General features: G+C 63.9%; 20 protein-coding genes. All 20 read right to left on the reverse strand.

All coding sequences use genetic code 11. From position 1 onward, the window contains the following. Entirely contained in the window at positions 1–651 is a 651-nt protein-coding gene (gene rplC / locus ABUA28_RS03460) for a 50S ribosomal protein L3 (RefSeq protein WP_349902532.1), read from the reverse strand. 26 nt (positions 652–677) lie between these two features. Further along, positions 678–986: a 30S ribosomal protein S10 gene (rpsJ, locus tag ABUA28_RS03465; protein WP_147783478.1), complete on the reverse strand. Its 309-nt coding sequence runs from the start codon at positions 984–986 to the stop codon at positions 678–680. 622 nt (positions 987–1,608) lie between these two features. Next, entirely contained in the window at positions 1,609–2,550 is a 942-nt protein-coding gene (locus tag ABUA28_RS03470) for a type IV toxin-antitoxin system AbiEi family antitoxin domain-containing protein (protein ID WP_349902533.1), read from the reverse strand. A gap of 314 nt (positions 2,551–2,864) precedes the next feature. After that, positions 2,865–4,058, reverse strand: coding sequence for an elongation factor Tu (gene tuf, locus ABUA28_RS03475; protein WP_349902534.1), 1,194 nt, complete (start codon positions 4,056–4,058; stop codon positions 2,865–2,867). Between the two features lie 157 nt (positions 4,059–4,215). Then, positions 4,216–6,330: an elongation factor G gene (gene fusA / locus ABUA28_RS03480; RefSeq protein ID WP_349902535.1), complete on the reverse strand. Its 2,115-nt coding sequence runs from the start codon at positions 6,328–6,330 to the stop codon at positions 4,216–4,218. 116 nt (positions 6,331–6,446) lie between these two features. Then, positions 6,447–6,917, reverse strand: coding sequence for a 30S ribosomal protein S7 (rpsG, locus tag ABUA28_RS03485; RefSeq protein WP_349902536.1), 471 nt, complete (start codon positions 6,915–6,917; stop codon positions 6,447–6,449). Beyond that, positions 6,917–7,291: a 30S ribosomal protein S12 gene (rpsL, locus tag ABUA28_RS03490; protein ID WP_325517316.1), complete on the reverse strand. Its 375-nt coding sequence runs from the start codon at positions 7,289–7,291 to the stop codon at positions 6,917–6,919. Before rpsL ends, rpsG begins: the two co-directional genes overlap by 1 nt. A gap of 286 nt (positions 7,292–7,577) precedes the next feature. Continuing rightward, positions 7,578–7,988, reverse strand: coding sequence for a DUF6121 family protein (locus tag ABUA28_RS03495; RefSeq protein ID WP_349902537.1), 411 nt, complete (start codon positions 7,986–7,988; stop codon positions 7,578–7,580). Positions 7,989–8,052: 64 nt separating this feature from the next. After that, positions 8,053–8,922 carry a hypothetical protein gene (locus tag ABUA28_RS03500; protein WP_349902538.1) on the reverse strand — a complete coding sequence of 290 codons (870 nt, stop codon included), beginning with the start codon at positions 8,920–8,922 and terminating at the stop codon, positions 8,053–8,055. 120 nt (positions 8,923–9,042) lie between these two features. After that, complete coding sequence (locus ABUA28_RS03505; RefSeq protein WP_349902539.1) at positions 9,043–9,741, reverse strand: hypothetical protein; 699 nt, start codon at positions 9,739–9,741, stop codon at positions 9,043–9,045. Further along, the gene (locus tag ABUA28_RS03510; RefSeq protein ID WP_349902540.1) at positions 9,738–10,400 is read right to left on the reverse strand and encodes a hypothetical protein; all 663 of its coding nucleotides are present in this window, start codon (positions 10,398–10,400) and stop codon (positions 9,738–9,740) included. Before ABUA28_RS03510 ends, ABUA28_RS03505 begins: the two co-directional genes overlap by 4 nt. Next, positions 10,397–11,446, reverse strand: coding sequence for a type IV pilus assembly protein PilM (gene pilM / locus ABUA28_RS03515; RefSeq protein WP_349902541.1), 1,050 nt, complete (start codon positions 11,444–11,446; stop codon positions 10,397–10,399). Before pilM ends, ABUA28_RS03510 begins: the two co-directional genes overlap by 4 nt. Before the next feature lie 11 nt (positions 11,447–11,457). Further along, the gene (locus ABUA28_RS03520; protein WP_349902542.1) at positions 11,458–12,282 is read right to left on the reverse strand and encodes a prepilin peptidase; all 825 of its coding nucleotides are present in this window, start codon (positions 12,280–12,282) and stop codon (positions 11,458–11,460) included. After that, entirely contained in the window at positions 12,279–13,892 is a 1,614-nt protein-coding gene (locus tag ABUA28_RS03525; protein WP_349902543.1) for a hypothetical protein, read from the reverse strand. Before ABUA28_RS03525 ends, ABUA28_RS03520 begins: the two co-directional genes overlap by 4 nt. Further along, positions 13,889–14,512, reverse strand: coding sequence for a PulJ/GspJ family protein (locus ABUA28_RS03530; protein ID WP_349902544.1), 624 nt, complete (start codon positions 14,510–14,512; stop codon positions 13,889–13,891). The genes ABUA28_RS03525 and ABUA28_RS03530 overlap by 4 nt, the downstream gene beginning before the upstream one ends. After that, entirely contained in the window at positions 14,505–15,152 is a 648-nt protein-coding gene (locus tag ABUA28_RS03535; protein ID WP_349902545.1) for a type IV pilus modification PilV family protein, read from the reverse strand. Before ABUA28_RS03535 ends, ABUA28_RS03530 begins: the two co-directional genes overlap by 8 nt. 115 nt (positions 15,153–15,267) lie before the next feature. Beyond that, entirely contained in the window at positions 15,268–15,690 is a 423-nt protein-coding gene (locus ABUA28_RS03540; protein ID WP_349902546.1) for a prepilin-type N-terminal cleavage/methylation domain-containing protein, read from the reverse strand. A gap of 153 nt (positions 15,691–15,843) precedes the next feature. Then, positions 15,844–17,073 carry a type II secretion system F family protein gene (locus ABUA28_RS03545; RefSeq protein WP_349902547.1) on the reverse strand — a complete coding sequence of 410 codons (1,230 nt, stop codon included), beginning with the start codon at positions 17,071–17,073 and terminating at the stop codon, positions 15,844–15,846. Continuing rightward, positions 17,074–18,522: a type IV pilus twitching motility protein PilT gene (locus ABUA28_RS03550; RefSeq protein ID WP_349902548.1), complete on the reverse strand. Its 1,449-nt coding sequence runs from the start codon at positions 18,520–18,522 to the stop codon at positions 17,074–17,076. A gap of 49 nt (positions 18,523–18,571) precedes the next feature. After that, positions 18,572–20,239 (reverse strand): GspE/PulE family protein, encoded by a 1,668-nt coding sequence (locus ABUA28_RS03555; protein ID WP_349902549.1) that lies wholly within the window; start codon positions 20,237–20,239, stop codon positions 18,572–18,574. Between the last annotated feature and the right edge of the window lie 52 nt (positions 20,240–20,291).

Consider the following 20,291-nt stretch of genomic DNA (forward strand, 5'->3'; position numbering starts at 1 on the left):
CTACGCTCCCTTCACTGCGTTGCGAACGAATACGATGCGGCCGCGAGCGCCGGGAACGGCACCCTTGACCAGGATGATGTTCTTCTCGAGGTCGACTGCCTGAACGGTGAGGTTCAGTGTCGTGACCCTGTCGCCGCCCATCCGGCCCGCCATGCGCATGCCCTTGAAGACACGGCTGGGGGTCGAGGATGCGCCGATCGAGCCCGGCTTGCGGTGGTTACGGTGCGAACCGTGGGATGAGCTGACGCCCTTGAAGTTGTGACGCTTCATCACACCGGCGAAGCCCTTGCCCTTGCTCGTGCCGACGACGTCGACCTTCTGGCCAGCCTCGAAGATGTCGACCGATATCTCCTGGCCGAGCGTGTACTCGGCGGCGTCTGCGGTGCGGACCTCGGTGAGGTGGCGGCGAGGCGTGACGCCCGCCTTGTCGAAGTGGCCGGTGGCCGGCTTGTTCGCCTTGCGCGGGTCGATCTGCCCGTAGGCGATCTGCACGGCGCTGTAGCCGTCGACCTCGGGGGTGCGCACCTGCGTGACGACGTTGGGGGTGATCTCGACGACGGTCACCGGGATCAGCTTGTTGTTGGCATCCCAGACCTGGGTCATGCCGAGCTTGGTGCCCAGGAGGCCCTTACTCGTCTTCGTTGTAGACATTGGTTTTCCCTATTGGTCTATCTGCTCTAGAGCTTGATCTCGATGTTGACGTCGGCCGGAAGGTCGAGACGCATGAGCGAATCGACAGCCTTCGGCGTCGGGTCAATGATGTCGATCAGTCGCTTGTGGGTGCGCTTTTCGAAGTGCTCGCGGCTGTCCTTGTACTTGTGAGGGGAGCGGATCACGACGATCACGTTCTTCTCAGTGGGCAGCGGCACCGGACCAACAACGGTCGCACCCGCGCGGGTCACCGTGTCGACGATCTTGCGCGCCGAGCTGTCGATGACCTCGTGGTCATACGACTTAAGTCGAATGCGGATCTTCTGTCCCGCCATGTCTGACTCTCTCTCTGTAGTACGTGGGTGTTGCATATCTGGCTTGCGCCATCTGGTCTGCGTTGTTGCGTGCGCCCCTGCGGACACTCACCTGCGAAGCACTTCTGCTGTCGCACCACTGTGGATGTTTCAATGCCCGGCTTCCTCGGGATTTCTCCCGCCTCCACCCGGCCCGTATCACTCGGATACTGACCGACCCCCGCGCTCGGGCGTGTTGCCCGAATGAGGCACACACGTCTCCGCATGATTCTCGAGGTCGATTAAGCTGTGCACTTCGATGCCGCCCTGACCATTGCTGGTCTGCCGCCGTTGGTGCCGGTTCTGCTACCCGCGGCCTAGATCGACGCCCATGGGCATCCACATCTATGCACTGCCTGGCAGTGATCCCAGCGCAAACGCCGGGAATGTTGAACTAGACGAGTTTGCCACACTCTGACACCGCTCGCAAACCCGGGCGTGTCGGATTTCTCGCCCTCCTCTGCCCGCCACCACCCCCCTTCGCCGAGCGTGCCCGTTCGCGCCGAGCGTGTCCGTCTAAACGCGACTGGATGGGCACGCTCGGCGCGAACGGGCACGCTCGGCGAATCCACTGGTGTGCGGAGGCGCGGATGCGCGCGGCGCGCTAGCGGATGCGCTTCACTCCGGCTCGCGCGAGTTTCGCTGCGAGCCGGGCACTGGACCACGCGTCGGACCAGCCCCACCGCACGAATCCACTGCATTGCGCTCGCAGTTCGTCTTCTCGTTCCTTTTCGCCGAGCATCGCCTGCTCGATCGTGCGCCCGCGGAGGAACGCCGGATCGGTGTACTTGGATACGCCGTCCGCCTCGCCGATTACGTCGAACTCCTTCCAGTAGAAGTCCGCCCAGTATTGCTTTCCAGTGATGAGGCCACGGTATTCCCGTTGCTGCTGTGGAAGCGGAAAGCCCAGATCTCGAAAGCACACCATGCTTACCGACTCGAGCACCGAATCCGCAAGCCCCGTGGCGAAGTCCGCCACCGCGTCGACTTTTCGCACATTGCGGAATGGACGCCGCACTGCCAGCGCCGTTTGCAGAGCTTCTTTTGTCACTCCGTAGCGTTCGATGTCGTGCAAGGCGTGATCGAGCGTCGCGACGCCGCTCATGAACGACCGCGAGGCCAGAAGATCGACAAGCGTCCGGAGCGGGCCTGTCACCCTGAAGCCTTCTTCTTCGCCGATCTCGGACGCGGTAAGCCGAGCATCGTGCCACTGGAGATCGTGACGCGTGCGCCTGCCACGTTCGGGCGCGGCAGTGACCTGCGCTCGATCTGGAAGCGCGCCGATAATCGGCATGCCGAAGAGAAGGGCAGCCGACTCGTGGGAGAAGACGAGCGGTGAATGCGCCTTGGCCTGGGCAGCCGCGATCTGCATGCGATGTCGAGACTCCGCATCCAGCGCGTCCCACGAAGGTGTCGGCAGATACACACCTCGACGAATCATGCGTGCGTCACCGCGACGAGCGGATCGCTGCAACGAGGCGGGCGATCCGCCACTGCGGAGAAGCTCAGCAATCGTGACAAGCGGCGGAAGTTCGAGCATCGACATGCGTCGAGCATGTCCATTCGGGCCGAGAGCCGCGCGCACCTTCCGCGCTTTCGTGGAGAAACCCACTCTCCTCGCCCGTGTCAAGGAGTAGTCCCCCGTCTTCGTTTGCCCGCCGAGCGTGCCCGTTTGCGCCGAGCGTGCCTATCCAAGTGCGTTCCGACGGGCACGCTCGGCGCAAACGAGCACGCTCGACGAAAGTGGTGCGGATGGGAGGGGGAAGAGAAGAGAAGAGAAGAGAAGAGAAGAGAAGAGAAAAGTGCAGGGGAACGACAAAGGGCCGCACCCTGGGGTGCGGCCCTTCGTGTGATGCGGTGTTACTTGATGACCTTGGTCACCGTGCCGGCGCCGACGGTGCGGCCACCCTCACGGATCGCGAAGCCGAGACCCTCTTCCATGGCGATCGGCTGGATCAGCTCGACCGTCATCTCGGTGGTGTCACCGGGCATGACCATCTCGGTGCCCTCGGGCAGCGTGATGACGCCGGTGACGTCCGTGGTGCGGAAGTAGAACTGCGGACGGTAGTTCGCATAGAACGGGTTGTGACGGCCACCCTCATCCTTGGACAGGATGTAGGCGGTGCCCTGGAAGTTCGTGTGCGGGGTGGTGGAGCCGGGCTTCACCACGACCTGGCCGCGCTCGACATCCTCGCGCTTCGTACCGCGGAGCAGGAGGCCACAGTTCTCGCCAGCCCACGCCTCGTCGAGCTGCTTGTGGAACATCTCGATACCGGTGACGATGGTCTTCTGCGTCGGGCGGATGCCGACGATCTCGACCTCGGAGTTGATCGCGAGGGTTCCGCGCTCTGCACGGCCGGTGACGACGGTTCCACGACCGGTGATCGTGAAGACGTCCTCGATCGGCATGAGGAACGGCTTGTCCTTGTCGCGCACCGGGTCGGGCACGTTGTCGTCGACGGCCTGCATGAGGTCGAGGATGCTCTGCACCCACTTCTCTTCGCCCTCAAGTGCCTTGAGTGCGGAGACGCGGATGACCGGAGCGTTCTCGCCGTCGAAGCTCTGGCTGGAGAGCAGCTCGCGAACCTCGAGTTCGACGAGCTCCAGGATCTCCTCGTCGTCGACCATGTCGGACTTGTTCAGTGCGACCAGCAGGTACGGGACGCCGACCTGCTTGGCGAGCAGAACGTGCTCGCGGGTCTGGGCCATCGGGCCGTCGGTGGCGGCGACCACGAGGATCGCGCCGTCCATCTGGGCAGCACCGGTGATCATGTTCTTGATGTAGTCAGCGTGGCCAGGAGCGTCGACGTGCGCATAGTGGCGCTTCGGCGTCTCGTACTCGACGTGCGAGATGTTGATCGTGATGCCGCGCTGGCGCTCTTCTGGAGCGGAGTCGATCGACGCGAAGTCGCGCTGGACGTTCACCGCGGAAGGGTACTTGTCGGCGAGCACCTTGGAGATGGCTGCCGTCAGCGTGGTCTTTCCGTGGTCAACGTGACCGATGGTTCCGATGTTTACGTGCGGCTTCGACCGCTCGAACTTGGCCTTAGCCACAGTGGTCCTCCTCAGGACGATCTTCGAGTGCATCCGTTCCGAGATAAGACCGGATGCTCTTGGTTTGGAGTGTGTAGATATGTTACTCGGTGTATCCGAGCGGTTTCACGACCGAGGTCGCGGCCCACCCAGAAGTGCCTGTTGCCAGGCGGGCCAATTACTCGCCCTTGTTCTTCTGGATGATCTCGTCGGCCACCGCACGCGGCACCTCTGAGTAGCTGTCGAACGACATTGAGTACACCGCACGGCCAGAGGTCTTGGACCTCAGGTCGCCAACATACCCGAACATCTCCGACAGTGGAACTTTCGCCGAGATGACCTTGACGCCAGTCGCGTCTTCCATCGACTGAATCTGGCCACGCCGCGAGTTGATGTCACCGATGACGTCACCCATGTATTCCTCAGGGGTACGCACCTCGACAGCCATGAGCGGCTCGAGCAGCACGGGGCTGGCCTTGCGAGCAGCCTCCTTGAACGCCATCGAGCCGGCGATCTTGAACGCCATCTCCGACGAGTCCACGTCGTGCGCGGCACCGTCGAGCAGGATCGCCTTGACGCCGACCATCGGGTATCCGGCGAGGACGCCCACCTGGAGCGCATCCTGGATTCCGCGATCGACCGAGGGGATGTACTCGCGCGGAACGCGCCCACCCGTGACCTTGTTCTCGAACTCGTAGGTCGTCTCCGCGGTCACCTCGAGCGGCTCGATCGAGATCTGAACCTTCGCGAACTGGCCGGAACCACCCGTCTGCTTCTTGTGGGTGTAGTCGTGCTTGTCCACGGTGCGACGAATCGTCTCGCGGTAGGCGACCTGGGGCTTGCCCACGTTGGCCTCGACGTTGAACTCGCGCTTCATCCGGTCGACGAGGATGTCAAGGTGAAGCTCGCCCATTCCCTTGATGACCGTCTGGCCGGTGTCCTGGTTCTGCTCGGTGCGGAACGTCGGGTCTTCCTCGGCGAGCTTCTGGATGGCGACGCCCAGCTTCTCCTGGTCGGCCTTGGTCTTCGGCTCGATGGCGACCTCGATGACCGGCTCCGGGAACGTCATCGACTCGAGCACGACCTGCGCGTTCGGGTCACACAGCGTGTCGCCGGTGGTGGTGTCCTTGAGGCCGATCACGGCGTAGATGTGACCAGCGGTGACCGCGTCAACAGGATTCTCCTTGTTGGCGTACATCTGGAAGATCTTGCCGATGCGCTCCTTCTTGCCCTTGGTGGAGTTCGCCACCTGGCCGCCACTGTCAAGGTGACCGGAGTACACGCGGATGTAGGTGAGGCGCCCGAAGAACGGGTGAACGGCAACCTTGAACGCGAGGGCCGCGAACGGCTCCTTCGCATCGGGGTGACGCTCGATGACCTTCGTCTCGTCGCGGGGGTCGGTGCCCTTGATCGCGGGAACGTCGAGGGGGTTCGGCAGGTAGTCGATGACCGCATCCAGCATCGGCTGGACACCGCGGTTCTTGAACGCCGAGCCACACAGCACGGGGTAGATCTGGCTCGAGACGGTGAGCTTGCGAATGCCGCCCTTGATCTCGGCGACGGTCAGCTCCTCGCCACCGAAGAACTTCTCCAACAGCGCGTCGTCGGTCTCGGCGACGGTCTCGAGCAGCTGCTGACGGTACTCCGCAGCCTTCTCCTTGAGGTCATCCGGGATCTCGCGAACGTCGTACTTCGCGCCCATCGTGACGTCACCCTTGGAGTCTGCCTCCCACACGAGTGCGCGCATCTCGACGAGGTCGACGACGCCGACGAAGTTGCTCTCTGAGCCGATCGGCAGCTGGAGGACCAGCGGCTTCGCGCCCAGGCGGTTGATGATGGTGTCGACGGTGTAGTAGAAGTCGGCGCCCAGCTTGTCCATCTTGTTGACGAAGCAGATGCGGGGAACGTCGTACTTGTCGGCCTGGCGCCACACGGTCTCGGACTGGGGCTCGACGCCCTCCTTGCCGTCGAAGACCGCGACCGCGCCATCGAGCACACGCAGCGAGCGCTCGACCTCGACCGTGAAGTCGACGTGGCCGGGGGTGTCAATGATGTTGATCTGGTTCTTGTTCCAGAAACAGGTGACAGCGGCAGAGGTGATCGTGATGCCACGCTCCTGCTCCTGCTCCATCCAGTCCGTGGTCGACGCACCGTCGTGGGTCTCGCCGATCTTGTGGTTGACGCCCGTGTAGAACAGGATGCGCTCAGTCGTCGTGGTCTTGCCGGCATCGATGTGCGCCATGATGCCGATGTTGCGGACCTTGTTCAGGTCGGTGAGCACTTCCTGTGCCACGGGTTCCTCCGAAGATTGGGGTGAATGTTTTTGCGGGTTGAGTAGGCGCTCGTGTCACATCGAAACCCGGTTTCGATACGGCCCTGGCGGCCTACTCACCCGCAGAAGAAAAGCTGTTACCAGCGGTAGTGCGCGAATGCCTTGTTGGCGTCTGCCATCTTGTGCGTGTCCTCGCGACGCTTCACCGCGGCGCCGAGGCCGTTGGACGCGTCGAGGATCTCGTTGGTGAGACGCTCGGTCATGGTCTTCTCACGGCGGCCCTTGGCGTAGGTGGTGAGCCAGCGCAGCGCCAGGGTGTTCGCGCGGTGAGGCTTGACCTCGACCGGCACCTGGTAGGTGGATCCACCGACGCGACGGGACTTGACCTCAAGCGTCGGGCGCACGTTGTCGAGCGCCTTCTTGAGGGTGGCCACGGCATCCGCGCCACTCTTGGCCGAGACGCCGAGGAGTGCGTCGTAGACGATCCTCTCGGCGAGACCCTTCTTGCCGTCGAGAAGAATCTTGTTGACGAGCTGGCTGACGATGGGGGCTCCGTAGACCGGGTCCGCAACTACGGGACGCTTCGGTGCTGGTCCTTTACGTGGCATTACTTCTTGTCCATTTTCGCTCCGTAGCGGCTGCGAGCCTGCTTACGATTTTTGACGGCCTGGGTGTCGAGCGCGCCGCGCACGATCTTGTAGCGCACACCGGGGAGGTCTTTCACACGACCTCCGCGCACGAGCACCATCGAGTGCTCCTGCAGGTTGTGTCCTTCGCCCGGGATGTAGGCGGTGACCTCTGTGCCGTTGGACAGCTTCACACGAGCGACCTTGCGCAGAGCCGAGTTCGGCTTCTTCGGGGTGGTCGTGTAGACACGGGTGCACACGCCGCGCTGTTGGGGGTTGGCCTTGAGGGCAGGCGCCTTGGTCTTGACGACCTTCGGGCTGCGGCCCTTACGGACCAACTGTTGAATGGTGGGCAACTACATACTCCTTGTATTTACTGCACGGTGACAGTTTCGTTCTAAGCATCCGACCTGAAACACGAATGAATCTGGCCGTCTTGCACCACACGCGGAATCCGTGGAAACGGGTTTCTGAGTGGTATGCCGTGGGGGCTGTTCGATGGAGAACAAACCCAGCTTGTATGCCTGATGCCCGAGCCTGAGGTGTTACCGGAAGAATGAGATCCGGCGGGCACACTTCAAGCGCACGGCAAAGCGCACACCGCTGAAAAGAATAACTCGCTGCGGGCCGTGGGTCAAATGGTCAGCGCGGACGATTCGTCGTCGATGCGAGCAACGGTGCGAAGAGAACGACGGGGATCGCGGCGAGCGCCGAGGCGACGATGAACGGCCCCGTGACGCTGTGCGCGAAGAAGAACAGGCCGGCGAAACTGTCGCCCCGGTCGAACATGACGATGACGCCGCCCACGATCGGGCCGAGCAGGTACACGATGATCGCGGTCATGACCGCCCGCAGCACGGGCAGCCGGAACGGGCCGCGGCGCGGACGCAGGCTCAGCAACACGGACACGAGGACCACCGCGCAGGCCGTCGCGGCCATGATCGGGCCGAGCAGCGGGCCGACGTCCCGCTCGGTGATCACGTCCTGGTTGGTGACGAGGCTGATGATGCCGTAGGCGGCACCGAGCAATGCCCCGTAGAGCACGGCGGCCATGAGTGAGGCGAGGATCGCCTGCCCGAGTGGCGAGCCTGTGTGACGCTCGCCATCGGGGCCCGGGTCAGCGGGAGGCGTTTGCGGCCACCGCTCTCTCGTAGTCCGCGCGGGCCCTGGCCGTGTCGCGATCGTAGGCGGCACTGGCCTCCGCGTTGCGGACCTTCACCCGGCGGCCGCGAGCAGCGATCGCCGCACCCATCCAGAGTGCGACCTCGCGAGCGACGATGCCTGCGACGATCGTCACCGGGGACTGGACAGCGGAACGCAGCATCCTGAGGCCCTCGTTCAGTGTCGATCCGATGATGCCGTTGACGAGCAGAAGGATGCCGATGCTCACGACATAGACGAAGACGCCGACGACAAGGCTGCCCAGGATGTATGCCCACCAGCCTCCCCTGTTGACGACCAGCACGAGGAGGATGAAGCCCAGGGCGAAGACGAGGACGGGGACGAAGAACGCCGGACTCGAGATGAACTCCAGGAACTCGAAGCCGACGGCCCGCGGCGGAGCGAACACGGGAACGACGGCGAAGACGACCACGGCGTAGAGCGCCGCGAAGATGATCGCGGAGCCGAGCGCGATGAGGGTGCCGATGCCGCGGTTGCCCCTCCTGCGTGGTGGCACCGGGGCGTGCACGTAGACGGTCTGCGCCGGGGCCGAGGCCGCGACCACGGGTTCCTCGGCGGGAGCGACGTCACTCACCGGCTCGGCCTGCTCCGGTTCGGACTCGATGACGACGGGCCCTGCGCCCTCGACGGCCGAGTCCGAGGTCCCCGCAGCGGGGGTGCTGTCGTCGGCGACCTCCCGAGCAGTGTCGTCGTTCTGCGCCGGCGCAGTCTGCTCAACGGCGGCGTCGGCCTCCGTGGAGGAATCGGTGGGAATCGGTTCGCCCGCGCGTGGTTCGGCGGGGTTCTCCTGTGTCTCGTCGCTCACGTCATGCTCCTTGTCGAGCCCTCGCGGGCATCCAACTTCCAACGGAGTCACTCTAGCAACGGAGCCTTTAAACACGACAGGACCGCCTCCCGTATCGGATGGGGTCCTGTCATGGCATACCTACTTGGCTGCGGTCACCGAGGGTGGTGCGTCCCGTACGACGAAGACGAATCCTGTGAGCGTTCCGCCGTCATCCTCGGGGTGGTCGCGCGACCCCGTGAAGGTGTCGCTCGTGACGAGGAAGAACCTGTCGCCCTTCTGACTTGCGTCCGTGAACGCCATGACCTGCTCCGGGGTCCCGGTCAGAACGATGCTGATCGGAACGCTGTACAGCCTGGTCTTCACCCCTTCTTGGGCGGTCGACGCTGCATCGGTCTTCGACGCGTCAGCCGGCGCGGTCGACGAATCACTACTCGGCGAGCCCGAGGAACTGGAGGAACTCGATGCGGAGCCGGTTGCCGCGGCCTCGTTGCCGCCGTACGGAGTCGCCTCCGCCGCGGTGAACGTCGTGATCGTCACACCCGTTGCCTGCGCAAGCTGCTGCAGCTGGTCGAGGAAGTCGTCGAGATCGACCGCATCCGGGATCGCCACCTGAAGCTTCGCGAGGTCTGCCTGGAGTTGCGGCAGCTTGTCGTGCTGTCCCTTGAGCTTGACGAGCGCGATCTGCTGCGCTGCGTTCTGGGCCTTCGTGTTGTCGGCCTGAACCGACGCCAGGTCGGCCTGGGCGAGTGTCGGCGAGATTGCGAAGAGCCAGCCCAGCGCCACCACGACGACGGCGGCCAGGGTGACGCCAAGCATCCATATTCGATTGCCGGTCACTTCGATGCCTCCTTCGCGTCGTCGGCGAACCTGTTGGAGAGCGCCCTCTTGTCGACGTTGAGCGTTACCGTCGTGCTGTAGATACCGTCGGCCTTTGTGACCGAATCCGGAGTGGCATCCGCGAACCCCGGTACGTCCACGAGCGAACGGACGATGGCCGTGGCATCCAGGATGGTCGGACTGCTGATCACGAAGGTGAGTGTGGCCACGCGAGGCTCACGCAGCGGCCCGGCAGGCAGAAGCTCTGGCTGCCATGGCGCCCGCCCAGTCATGGTCGCCGACTCTATGAGTACCCCGTCGGGAAGCGATCCGCGCACGGCACTGATCAGGTCGGACCAGAGCACCTCCGTCGAGGCCCCGAGTCGTTTGGCGTCCGTCACATCGGAGACTTTCGACGCCACCGCGGTCGCCTTCGAGTACTGCTTACGCTGCTTCACGAGCGCGGCGGACTGCGCCTGTGCCTGGGTGAGCGAGTCCTGCGCAGAGGAGTTCAGCGAGAACGCGTAGCCGTATCCCGCGCCGACGAGGACGACGACGAGCACGAGCAACAGGACCGAGAGCCTGCGGGCCCCGCGCGCCTTTTCACGCTGCGCGGCCTCCGGCGGCAGGAGAAAGACCCGGGGCTCTCCCCCGAGCGCGAGAGACTTCTTACCGCTCATGCGCTCGTCCCCAATGCGAGTCCGAAGGCTGTGGACATGGCGTCCTTCTGCTGCGGTGTCGTACCTGACGCCACAGTGCGTGAGAGCTGCACCCCGCCCAATGGTTCCGCCTGCGCAACCGGAAGTCCGATCATCTCGGACAGCGCCGAGTTGAACCCGGCGAGCTGGGTCCCGCCGCCCGTGACGACGACCCGTTCGAGTTGCGAGTTCCGCTTGGTGGACAGGAAGTAGTTGAGCGTGTTGCGGATGCTGTTGAAAAGCTCACCGACGACGGCGTAGATGATCTCGACCGCCGGCCGGTGCTCGATCGGGACATCGGCCGAGCCGAGCCCAAGTTCGCGCTTGAGCGCCTCTGCATAGCCTGGTTCGAGTTGCAGGGTCGTGGCCATGGCCCGAGTGATGTCGTCTCCGCCCGCCGGCAGAATGCGCACGAACAGCGGCACTCCGCCCTGCGCGATGATCACGTTGGTCGTGTCTGCGCCGACACCGATGAGCACTGTCAGGCTCTCACTCGAGTTGATCGGCGCGAGCGCCCTCGTGAGCGCGAACGGGATCAGGTCGACGTGTACGGGGTTCAGGCGCGCCCTGGTGGCCGCGTCGACGTTCTGGTTCACGGCATCCTTGATGGCCGCGATGAGCAAGCCGTTCACGATCGGACCTTCGCTGCTGGCCCCCTCGGAGATCGGGTAGAAGTCGAGGATCGCATCCTCCACCGGCACCGGCAACAGGTCCTGCACCTGGAACGGGAGTGATTCCCGGATCCGCTCGATCGGGGCCTTCGGCACGATCAGGTCACGGGCGAACACCCGCTGGCCTCCCATGCCGAGCACGACGTTCCTGCTCGTGAACTTTCCACCGGACCACAGCTTCTTGAGCGCATCGGCGACCGTGCCCACCTCGAGCACTTCTCCCCTGCGCACAGAATCGTCCGGCAGCGCCACCTCGTGGTATCTAGTGATCATAGGCTTGGCCTTTGCCGCACCCTGCACCTCCACGGCACGCACCGATCTGCTGCCTATGTCGATTCCGACAATCCTCGAACTCATGTGTTCCCCCCTTAAACCAATCCAAACGATGCGAGATACAAAGCCCAGATGGGACCCCCCGCCGCAATCCCGCTCCACGCTCCCAGGAGCATCCACGGACCGAACGGTATCGCCGTCTTGCGCCCACCGCGGCGGGCCAGGATCAGAATGATCCCGAAGATACCACCGAGCAGGAACGCTGCGATGGCCCCCACAACGAGTGCCCCCCAGCCGATCCATCCCAGGAAGATGCCGAGTACGCCAGCCAGTTTGACGTCTCCGAAACCCATGCCTCCCGGTGCGACGACCGCCATGAGGAGGTAGGCGATACCCAGCGCGGCACCGCCGATCGCGGCCCGCACCAGCCCGCCGTAGTCACCGGAGAGGGTGGCCGATGCTACCAGCAGCACTGTCGCGACGAGGTACGCGGGCAGAACGATCGTGTTCGGCAGCCGGTGGACATCAAGATCGATGAGCGCGAGCGCGACACTGATCGCAGCGAAATACAAGAAGGCAAGGAGAACGAGTGTAAGGGCGCCCATTGTGACACCGCTGGTTGTGCCCAGGACGGGCGGGAGAAAGAGTAAGGCCACGAGCACGAAGAAGAGTGCGGTTGCCAGTTCGACGAGCGGATAGCGAGCGGAGATGCGCCCACCACAGTCACGGCATCTACCCCGCAGCACGAGCCAGGAGGCCACCGGGATGTTGTCGTACCACCGGATCGGATGGCCGCACTCCGGGCACGCACTCGCCGGCGACACGATGGAGTGGCGCAGAGGCACGCGATAGACCACGACGTTGAGAAAGGAGCCGATGACCAGACCGAGAAAGCCCGCGAGAATGAGGAAGGCGATCACTGGTTATACACCTCCTTGTAGCCGCCGACCGTGGCTTTCGTGACCTCCGCCGGAGCGTTCCACTTCTGGGCGAGTGAGCCGTCACAGGCCGTCACGACGATCTTGGACCACCCGTTGTAGAGGTCGTCCGACTTACCCACAGACAGGCAGCGTCCAAGGTTGTCCTTGAACCAATAGCTGTTCAGATAGTCGCTGGGAATGACGATCCTGGTCCATTTCTGGAGGCTGTTGCTACCGCTGCAATTGCTGAAGGTCGGATAGAGCGGGCCCGAGGACGCTGTGGACGTCGTGAGGCATTTCTTGGTACCCGAGCCGTCATACACATAGATGGACTGGGTCAGAGAGGTGGCCGGTGCGGTCGGTTCGGTGTAGTACCACTTGTGGTTCCAGGCAAGCTTGCCTGTGCCCGCAGGGGTACCCGTGCCGGACGGATCCTGCTTGCAGGGATACGCGATCATGAAGCTCGAGTTGATGTCCTCGCTCGTGACGTCGAGACAGCGACCGAACTCCTTGTAGTTCACGATCTGAATGGTGTTGACGCTCGCCGCACCAGCCCCGACCGCGGACGCCGGATTGAAGGTTCCGTTATTGTGGTCCGTCCGAATCTTGAGCCGATTACCCGCGGCAATCGGACCGCCGATGTAGTAACCGCTGGTGCCGGAACTGATGCTCGGGTTCTGTCCCTGCCAGGTGTAATCGCCCGTCCAGCTCCAGAGCTGGTTCCACCTCGTGGAATCGGTCCGGCACTTCTGGAGGGTCGCGTCCTGCGTGGAATCGCCATAGTTGATGGGCCCGGTGATACACAGCGGCGTTGCAGTACCGATTGTGCTTGCGAGCTTGATCTCATAGTCAGTGGCGTAGACCCAGAGCTGCTTGGCGTCGTTGGTCGCAGATGAGGTGCAGGAGGCGGCGGCGACGAACTTGATGAAAGAGCCTGGCCCGACGCTTCCGGAGCCGAGCGGCACCGCCTCGAGGCAGACGGCGTTGTTCTGGTCGAAGATACGACCGCCCGGGATGTTGATGTTGGTGACCTTGAAGGCGTAGACCGCGGAGATCGCCCTGTCTCCCGTCACCGCGGTTCCGGAGCCTGCACCCGGGGCCGCGCTGCCCTTGGAGGTGATGAGCGCGAACTTGGGCTGCGAACTCACCCCCAGTGCCGAGCACGGGATCTCCGGAGGAACGGGATTCGTGGATGGATTACTCGCGTAGTACTTGATCGTCGCGGAATAGTTGAGCCCGTTCGCCTGGGCATCGACCTGGCCGGTCACCGAGCACTTGAGTTTGCCCAGCGATCCGTAGACATTGCCTGCCGAATCGGGTGCGGCTGCGGCGGAACGAAGCATGGCGAACGAGGCCTGCATGCCCGCCTGTGCGGCATAGACCGTCTTGGTGTTTCGCTGCGCCGCGACGGACGGCACGGTTTGGCTGAGCACGGTGCTCAGCAACACGACAGAGAGACCGGCCATGATGACCATGAAGATCATGGCGCTCAGGAGCGCCGCGCCGCGCTCTCCATCGTCATGACGCAGTCGCGCGAGGAGCGCATCCCGCAGGCGACTCGCGGGGCTCTCATTCGCCTGCCGCCGACCACTCGTCCTGTTCGTCATCATGGCCGCATCGTCCCAGCCGAGCACACGGGCCCACCCGAATTGGAACCAACGTCGCTGTTCCGTGCGACGAAGGTGGTCGAGATCTCCGCGGTCTTCTGGGCCGCGTCTCCGGCGACGACGGTGAGGGTGAGCTGCTGCATTGACGATCCGGCACTGCCGGCCGGGATGAGCACAAAGGGATAGTTGCCGCCCTTGTCGAAGACGGAGCTGAGCTTGGTGGCCCACGCCGTGGCGGAGCCGATCGCACCGTCGGGCCACTGCCGCGACTGGAGGGTCTTCGACGAGGGCACGTAGCGCCACTGCACGCAGGTGGCAGCGCCCCCTGTCGTCGCTGCCGGGGTGCGGAACTCGACATAGCGCCCATTGCTCGTTGCGCCTGGGGGGTTGATGACATCGGCATAGCGGATGGAGCGATCGAAGGCCTGGAAAACGTTGAGCACTCCGGTGGACGATCGTGACACGGTCTGGGCCTTGGTCGACGCCTTGGTGATGCCGATCAGGGATGAGGTCACGATGGCGAGGAAGATCGCGAAGACGAACATCGTGACGATGAGTTCGACCATGGTGACACCGGCCTCGTTCCGGTTATCGTCCGGCACCGCGCCGCGGCGGCTAACCATGGGTCACCCACTCGAGATCCGTGCTGGGATCGAGCAGTGTTGTCGCGGAGTAGAAGCACCCACTCGCGGCACAGGTCTTATCCGGGCTCCAGCGGACGACCACCACCACGCGAACGAGAGCGACGTAGCCCGCCGGCGCGGTCGCGGGTGGGCTCGACTTGCCGGCGATCGTCGTGCAGTCTCCGCCGGTTCGAGGCTGATAGCACGCGCCCAGCAGGGTCGTCGTCGTGTAGGTCGTACCGTCGAGCGTGATCGGCGCTGCGGTGATGGGAAGGTTCATGGCCGAGGGAACCGGAACCGTCGTGTCCCAGACCGCATAGGTCGGCACGACCCCGCCGACCGCGGCGATGCCGGGCACGGTCGAGTTTGCGGCGAAGGCGGCCTGTACGGCGGTCTTCGCCCTTCCGGAGTAGATCGTGGATACCGTTTGTGCGCTCGCTGCCTCCATCGCGCCGCTGGCGATCGTGACCGCGACCTGTTTGCGTCCCTGGCTCGACGCCAGGGAAGAGCCGTTGATGGCGAGTGAGGCGGAGGAGAGCGCGATTGCGGAGACGATGGCGATCGCGACGATGACCTCGATGAGGGACATTCCGGAGTCATGCGTCTCGGCGACATATAAGCGCCTGCGGATGATCTTCACGAGGTCCCCCCTCCTGGTGTTTAGCCACTCTCCCGCTAGTTGGAATGTGGGCCTGCCGCCAGTGCGGGGCGCCGCAAGAAGCGACGCCCCGCACAGCAAAGGCTGTACTTCTGGGTCAGCTCTTCACGGTTTTACCCGTGGAGCTGGTGAATGTCCACGTCGACCCGGTGATGTTCGAGTTTGTGCCCGTGAGCACGTAGGCGGTTGCCGTCGGCGTGCCGCTGACCTGGACCGTTACACCATCAGTGGCCTTGTAGCCGTTGTCAGCCAGATCGGTAGTCACCATACCCACGTAGGAACCGCCGTGTGCGGCCGCAAAGGACTCGGCTGCGAGGGCCGCGTTCGCGAGGTCCGACTTGACCTGGCCTTCCCACGCAGAGTTGCGCTGGTTGAGAAAGACCGGGATGGCGATAGCGGCCAGAATGCCGATGATGATGATGACAACCATGAGCTCGATAAGGGTGAAGCCCTTGTCGTTCTCACCGTTCCTGAGTTCCGCGCGACGCTGCGCCATCGCGGTATTGATCGTCCTGATCATGTGATTTCCTGTCTGTCGTGAGTTATAGGACAGGTGGCCCCCGAGTGTTTGACCCCCCACCTGACAGCATGACCCTTTGTACCCCAACGAGGAATCCCGTGAACGGGGGGTATTAGGAAATGAAACACCCCCAATTGAGGGGGTGTACCCCAATCAGTGAATGTGGCCGTAGATATCGAAGATCGGCATGTAGAGAGCGACGATCATGCCGCCGATCAGCACACCGATGACGGCGATCATGATCGGCTCGATGAGTGCCGTGAGCTGCTCGGTCATCGACTCGACCTCCTGGTCGTAGAAGTCGCTCACCTTGTGCAGCATCTGCTCCAGAGAGCCGGAGTCTTCGCCCACCGCGATCATCTGCGTGACCATGGACGGGAAGATGGTCTCCTTCGCGAGCGGCTCCGCGATCGTCGCACCCTTGCGCACAGCTTCGCCGACTCGGGCGAGCGCACTCTCGATGACCCAGTTACCGGCGGTCGCACCAACGACCTCGAGTGCCTTGAGGATGGGGACGCCGGATCCGACCATGGTTGCAAGGTTGCGGGTCAGGCGGGCGACTGCGACCTTCTTCATGAGCTCACCGAAGACGGGGAGCTTCAGGCGCAGCGGGTCGACGACCTTGCGCACCCGCAGTTCGTTCTTGCTCTTCTTCCACCAGATCGCAAACGCGATCCCGAGCACGACGACAATGGGACCGATGAACACCATGCCGTGCGACAGATCCACGAGGAATTGGGTGGGCAGCGGCAGGGTCGCACCCATCTGTTCGAACATCTTCTCAAAGGTGGGAACGATGAAGATGAGCATTGCAGCAACCGCGATGACAGCCATGACGAGCACGACGATCGGGTAGCTGAGCGCCGCCTTGATCTTGCCGGTGAGCTTGACCTCAGCCTCGAAGTTGTTCGCGACGGACTCGAGAGAGCTCTCGAGGAACCCGCCGATCTCACCCGCGCGGATGAGATTCAACATGAGCGGAGGGAACTCGCGTGAGTGCTTGCCCATCGCATCGGAAAGCGAGGTTCCCGCCTCGACATCCGTTCGCACCGTCTTGAACACCTGGGCGAGACGCTTGTTCTCGGTCTGCTCGCTGATGATCGCGAGCGTGCGCAGGAGCGACAGGCCCGCGGCGATCATCGTGGACATCTGCCGGCTCACGACGGCGAGATCCTTGGCCTTGACTCCCTTGGAGAACGAACCGAGGCTGATCTCCCGGTTGAGCCCGGTGCCGGCGTTCGCCGTGCCGACCGTCACGGGAGAGAGCCCCATGGTGCGAAGCCGCGACACGACGACGGCCTCGTTCTGCGCCTCCATCTTGCCCTTGACCAGCTTGCCGCCGCCATCGCGGCTCGTGTAGGCGAATACTTGTGCGGTGGACACCTAGTAGCCTCCACTCATGCCGCGCGTGTCGAAGCTGTAGGTGGGGGCACCGGTGTTGCCGCCCTGCACGAGACGCTTGAACGATTCGAGGTCGTGCACCTTCTCGACCGCGGCTTCCTGCGTGATGTCACCGGAGTTCACGAGCTCGGCCAGGTGCTGGTCCATCGTGTGCATGCCGAGGTCACGACCCGCCTGCATCGCCGAGGGGATCTGGTAGGTCTTGCCCTCTCGGATGAGGTTGGCGACGGCCGGCGTGGCGATGAGCACCTCGGTGGCCACGGCACGCCCCGTGCCGCCCGCGCGCTTGACCAGGGTCTGGCAGACGACGCCCTGCAGGGTCGCCGCGAGCTGCGCTCGCACCTGCGACTGCTGGTGAGAAGGGAACACGTCGATGACGCGGTCGATCGTCTGCGGGGCATCCTGCGTGTGGAGGGTGGCAAAGACCAGGTGGCCGGTCTCGGCTGCGGTGAGCGCAACGGAGATGGTCTCGAGATCCCGGAGCTCACCGATGAGGATCACGTCCGGGTCCTGGCGCAGCACGTGCTTGAGCGCGTTCGCGAAGCTGTGCGTGTCTGAACCGACCTCGCGCTGGTTCACGAGCGACATCTGGTTGCCGTGCAGGAACTCGATCGGGTCCTCGACCGTGACGATGTGATCGGCCCTCGTGCGGTTGATCAGGTCGATGAGCGCGGCGAGCGTCGTCGACTTACCCGAGCCGGTCGGGCCGGTCACGAGCACGAGTCCCCTGGCCAGGTGCGCGAAACGCTCCACGGCATCCGGAACACCGAGCTGGTCGAGCTTCTTGATCTCGGTGGGGATGAGCCTGAAAGCCGCACCGATCGCACCGCGCTGCTGGTAGAAGTTGACGCGGAAGCGAGCGTTCGCCGAGATCGTGTACGCGAAGTCGAACTCGAGCTCCCTCGCGAAGGTCTCCTGTTGCTGCGGGGTGAGGATGCTCAGCAGTGCCGTCGTCACCTTGGCACGATTCCAGATCACATCTTCCGTGACCGGGCGGAGTGAGCCGTCCACCCTGAGCATCGGCACCGCGTTGTTCGTGATGTGCAGGTCGGATGCGCCGCTGAAGACGACCTCCTGCAGCGCCGTCACGAGATCCGGGTCTGCGTCGATGAGCGGGCTCTGCGTGCTCGTGCCCGGCATCGCCGCGGCGTGGACGAACTGCTCCGGCGGAGCGCCGAGAGCATCCGCGTGTCCCCGCGGACGCAGGGTGGGCACCTGTGATTCCGGCGGAATCGGCGAGAACACCGCCGACTCGTCCACGGGGGTCGGAACGTACACGGGATGCTGCGGGGGCACCGACGACATGGTCGGCGGCGGGAAGTCCAGCGACTCCACGGTCGGATCGCTGGGCGGCGGGGGAGCGTAACTCGGTCGCGCACCCTCGGAGTCACCCCCGGGTGTGACCGGTATGTCGTACCTTGGTTCGTTCACGCCTATATCCCCTTATATCTCTGGACAGCTACGTTCGCGGGAAAGAACATCACGCCACCACCCGAAGGATCTCTTCGACCGAGGTGAAGCCCAACTGCGCCTTCGCCCACCCGTCTTCGCGCAGGGTGAGCATCCCCTGTTCGCGCGCAGCACGGCCGATCTCCGCGCTCGATGCGCGGCTCACGGCGAGTCGTTCGATCTCCTCCGTGACGAGCATGACCTCGTGGATCGCGATCCGCCCGCGATAGCCGGTGTTCGAGCAGGTGGTGCATCCGACGGGGCGGAACAGCGTCGGTGGCGGAAGTTCGGGATTGAAGCCGATGCGCAGGTTGATGAGGTCGTTCCTGTCACCCTGGTACGGCTCGCGGCACCGCTCGCACAGCCGGCGAGCAAGACGCTGGGCGACAACGCAGTCGAGCGCTGAGCCCACGAGGAACGGTTCGATGTCCATCTCGGTGAGCCTGGTGACGGCGCTCGGCGCGTCGTTGGTGTGCAGGGTCGAGAGCACGAGGTGACCGGTGAGCGAGGCTTCGATGGCGATCTGCGCGGTCTCGTGGTCGCGGATCTCACCCAGCAGCACGACATCCGGGTCGGACCGCAGGATCGAGCGCAGGGCACTCGCGAAGGTGAGCCCCGCCTTGGGGTTCACCTGCACCTGGTTCACGCCCGCCATTCGGTACTCGACCGGATCCTCGACGGTGATGACGTTGATCTCCGGCTTCGCCACCGCGTGGAGGGTCGTGTAGAGCGTCGTCGACTTACCGGATCCCGTCGGGCCTGTGACCAGGATCATGCCGTACGGCTTGGTGAATGAGCGCCGGTAGGCGTCGAGGTTGCGGTCGAGCAGGTTGAGGTCGCTGAGCGCCATCTGCGAGCTGGAGTTGTCGAGGATTCGCATGACGACCTTCTCGCCCCACACCGTGGGCAGCGTCGCGACGCGCAGATCGATCTTGCGGCCACCATGACTGACCGACATGCGGCCGTCCTGGGGCTTGCGGCGCTCGGCGATATCGATGTCGCTCATGATCTTGAGCCTCGAGATCACGCCGTTCTGGATGTTCTTGGGGGCGCGCTGCATCTCGTGCAGCACACCGTCGATGCGGTAGCGCACTCCGAGATCGTGTTCGCCGGGCTCGATATGGATGTCTGACGCGCGGTCCTGGATGGCCTGACTGATGAGCAGGTTGACGAAGCGCACGATCGGGGCGTCGTCTTCGAGCGCGTCGGAGCCGAGCACGACATCCGTCGAGGGCTGTGCCTCTTCTTCGATCAGGTTGGTGAGGTCGCTCAGCTCGCCGTCCGCGCGCAGGAAGCGATCCATCGCGCTCTCGAGATCCTGCTGTTCGACGACGACGGCGTTCACGCGCATCCTCGTCGCCGCGCGGATGTCGTCGAGAGCGAAGACATCGCCGGGGTCGGCCATGGCCACGACGAGAGTGTCGCCCGTGACCGAGATCGGCAGGATCTCGTGGCGCTTGCACAGCGCGGCAGGAACGAGCGCAACGGCAGTGCGATCCACGGGGTAATCGGTGAGCTCGACGAACGGCAGCCCTGCGTTTGCCGCACGCGCCGAGGCGACCTGTGTCGGTGTGACCTTGCCTTCTTTGAGAAGCTCGGTCACGAACGCATCGTCATCTACCTCGCCGCCCATGGCAGCGTCAAGACTCTCGATAGGCATGAGGCCACGGATGATCAAGATCTCGGTCAACGACGCCACGTAGCGCTCACCCCCCTCAAGGCCTTGAGCGCGACCGTCTGGACAGGACGCG

This window comes from Parafrigoribacterium humi, from assembly GCF_040227205.1.
Taxonomy (GTDB): domain Bacteria; phylum Actinomycetota; class Actinomycetes; order Actinomycetales; family Microbacteriaceae; genus Parafrigoribacterium_A; species Parafrigoribacterium_A humi.

Coding starts and splice junctions, on each gene's coding strand:
- rplC (WP_349902532.1), bottom strand. CDS start 651: ATGTCTACAACGAAGACGAGTAAGGGCCTCCTGGGCACCAAGCTCGGC.
- rpsJ (WP_147783478.1), bottom strand. CDS start 986: ATGGCGGGACAGAAGATCCGCATTCGACTTAAGTCGTATGACCACGAG.
- ABUA28_RS03470 (WP_349902533.1), bottom strand. CDS start 2,550: ATGTCGATGCTCGAACTTCCGCCGCTTGTCACGATTGCTGAGCTTCTC.
- rpsG (WP_349902536.1), bottom strand. CDS start 6,917: ATGCCACGTAAAGGACCAGCACCGAAGCGTCCCGTAGTTGCGGACCCG.
- ABUA28_RS03495 (WP_349902537.1), bottom strand. CDS start 7,988: ATGGCCGCCGTGCTCTACGGGGCATTGCTCGGTGCCGCCTACGGCATC.
- ABUA28_RS03510 (WP_349902540.1), bottom strand. CDS start 10,400: ATGAGCGGTAAGAAGTCTCTCGCGCTCGGGGGAGAGCCCCGGGTCTTT.
- pilM (WP_349902541.1), bottom strand. CDS start 11,446: ATGAGTTCGAGGATTGTCGGAATCGACATAGGCAGCAGATCGGTGCGT.
- ABUA28_RS03525 (WP_349902543.1), bottom strand. CDS start 13,892: ATGATGACGAACAGGACGAGTGGTCGGCGGCAGGCGAATGAGAGCCCC.
- ABUA28_RS03530 (WP_349902544.1), bottom strand. CDS start 14,512: ATGGTTAGCCGCCGCGGCGCGGTGCCGGACGATAACCGGAACGAGGCC.
- ABUA28_RS03540 (WP_349902546.1), bottom strand. CDS start 15,690: ATGATCAGGACGATCAATACCGCGATGGCGCAGCGTCGCGCGGAACTC.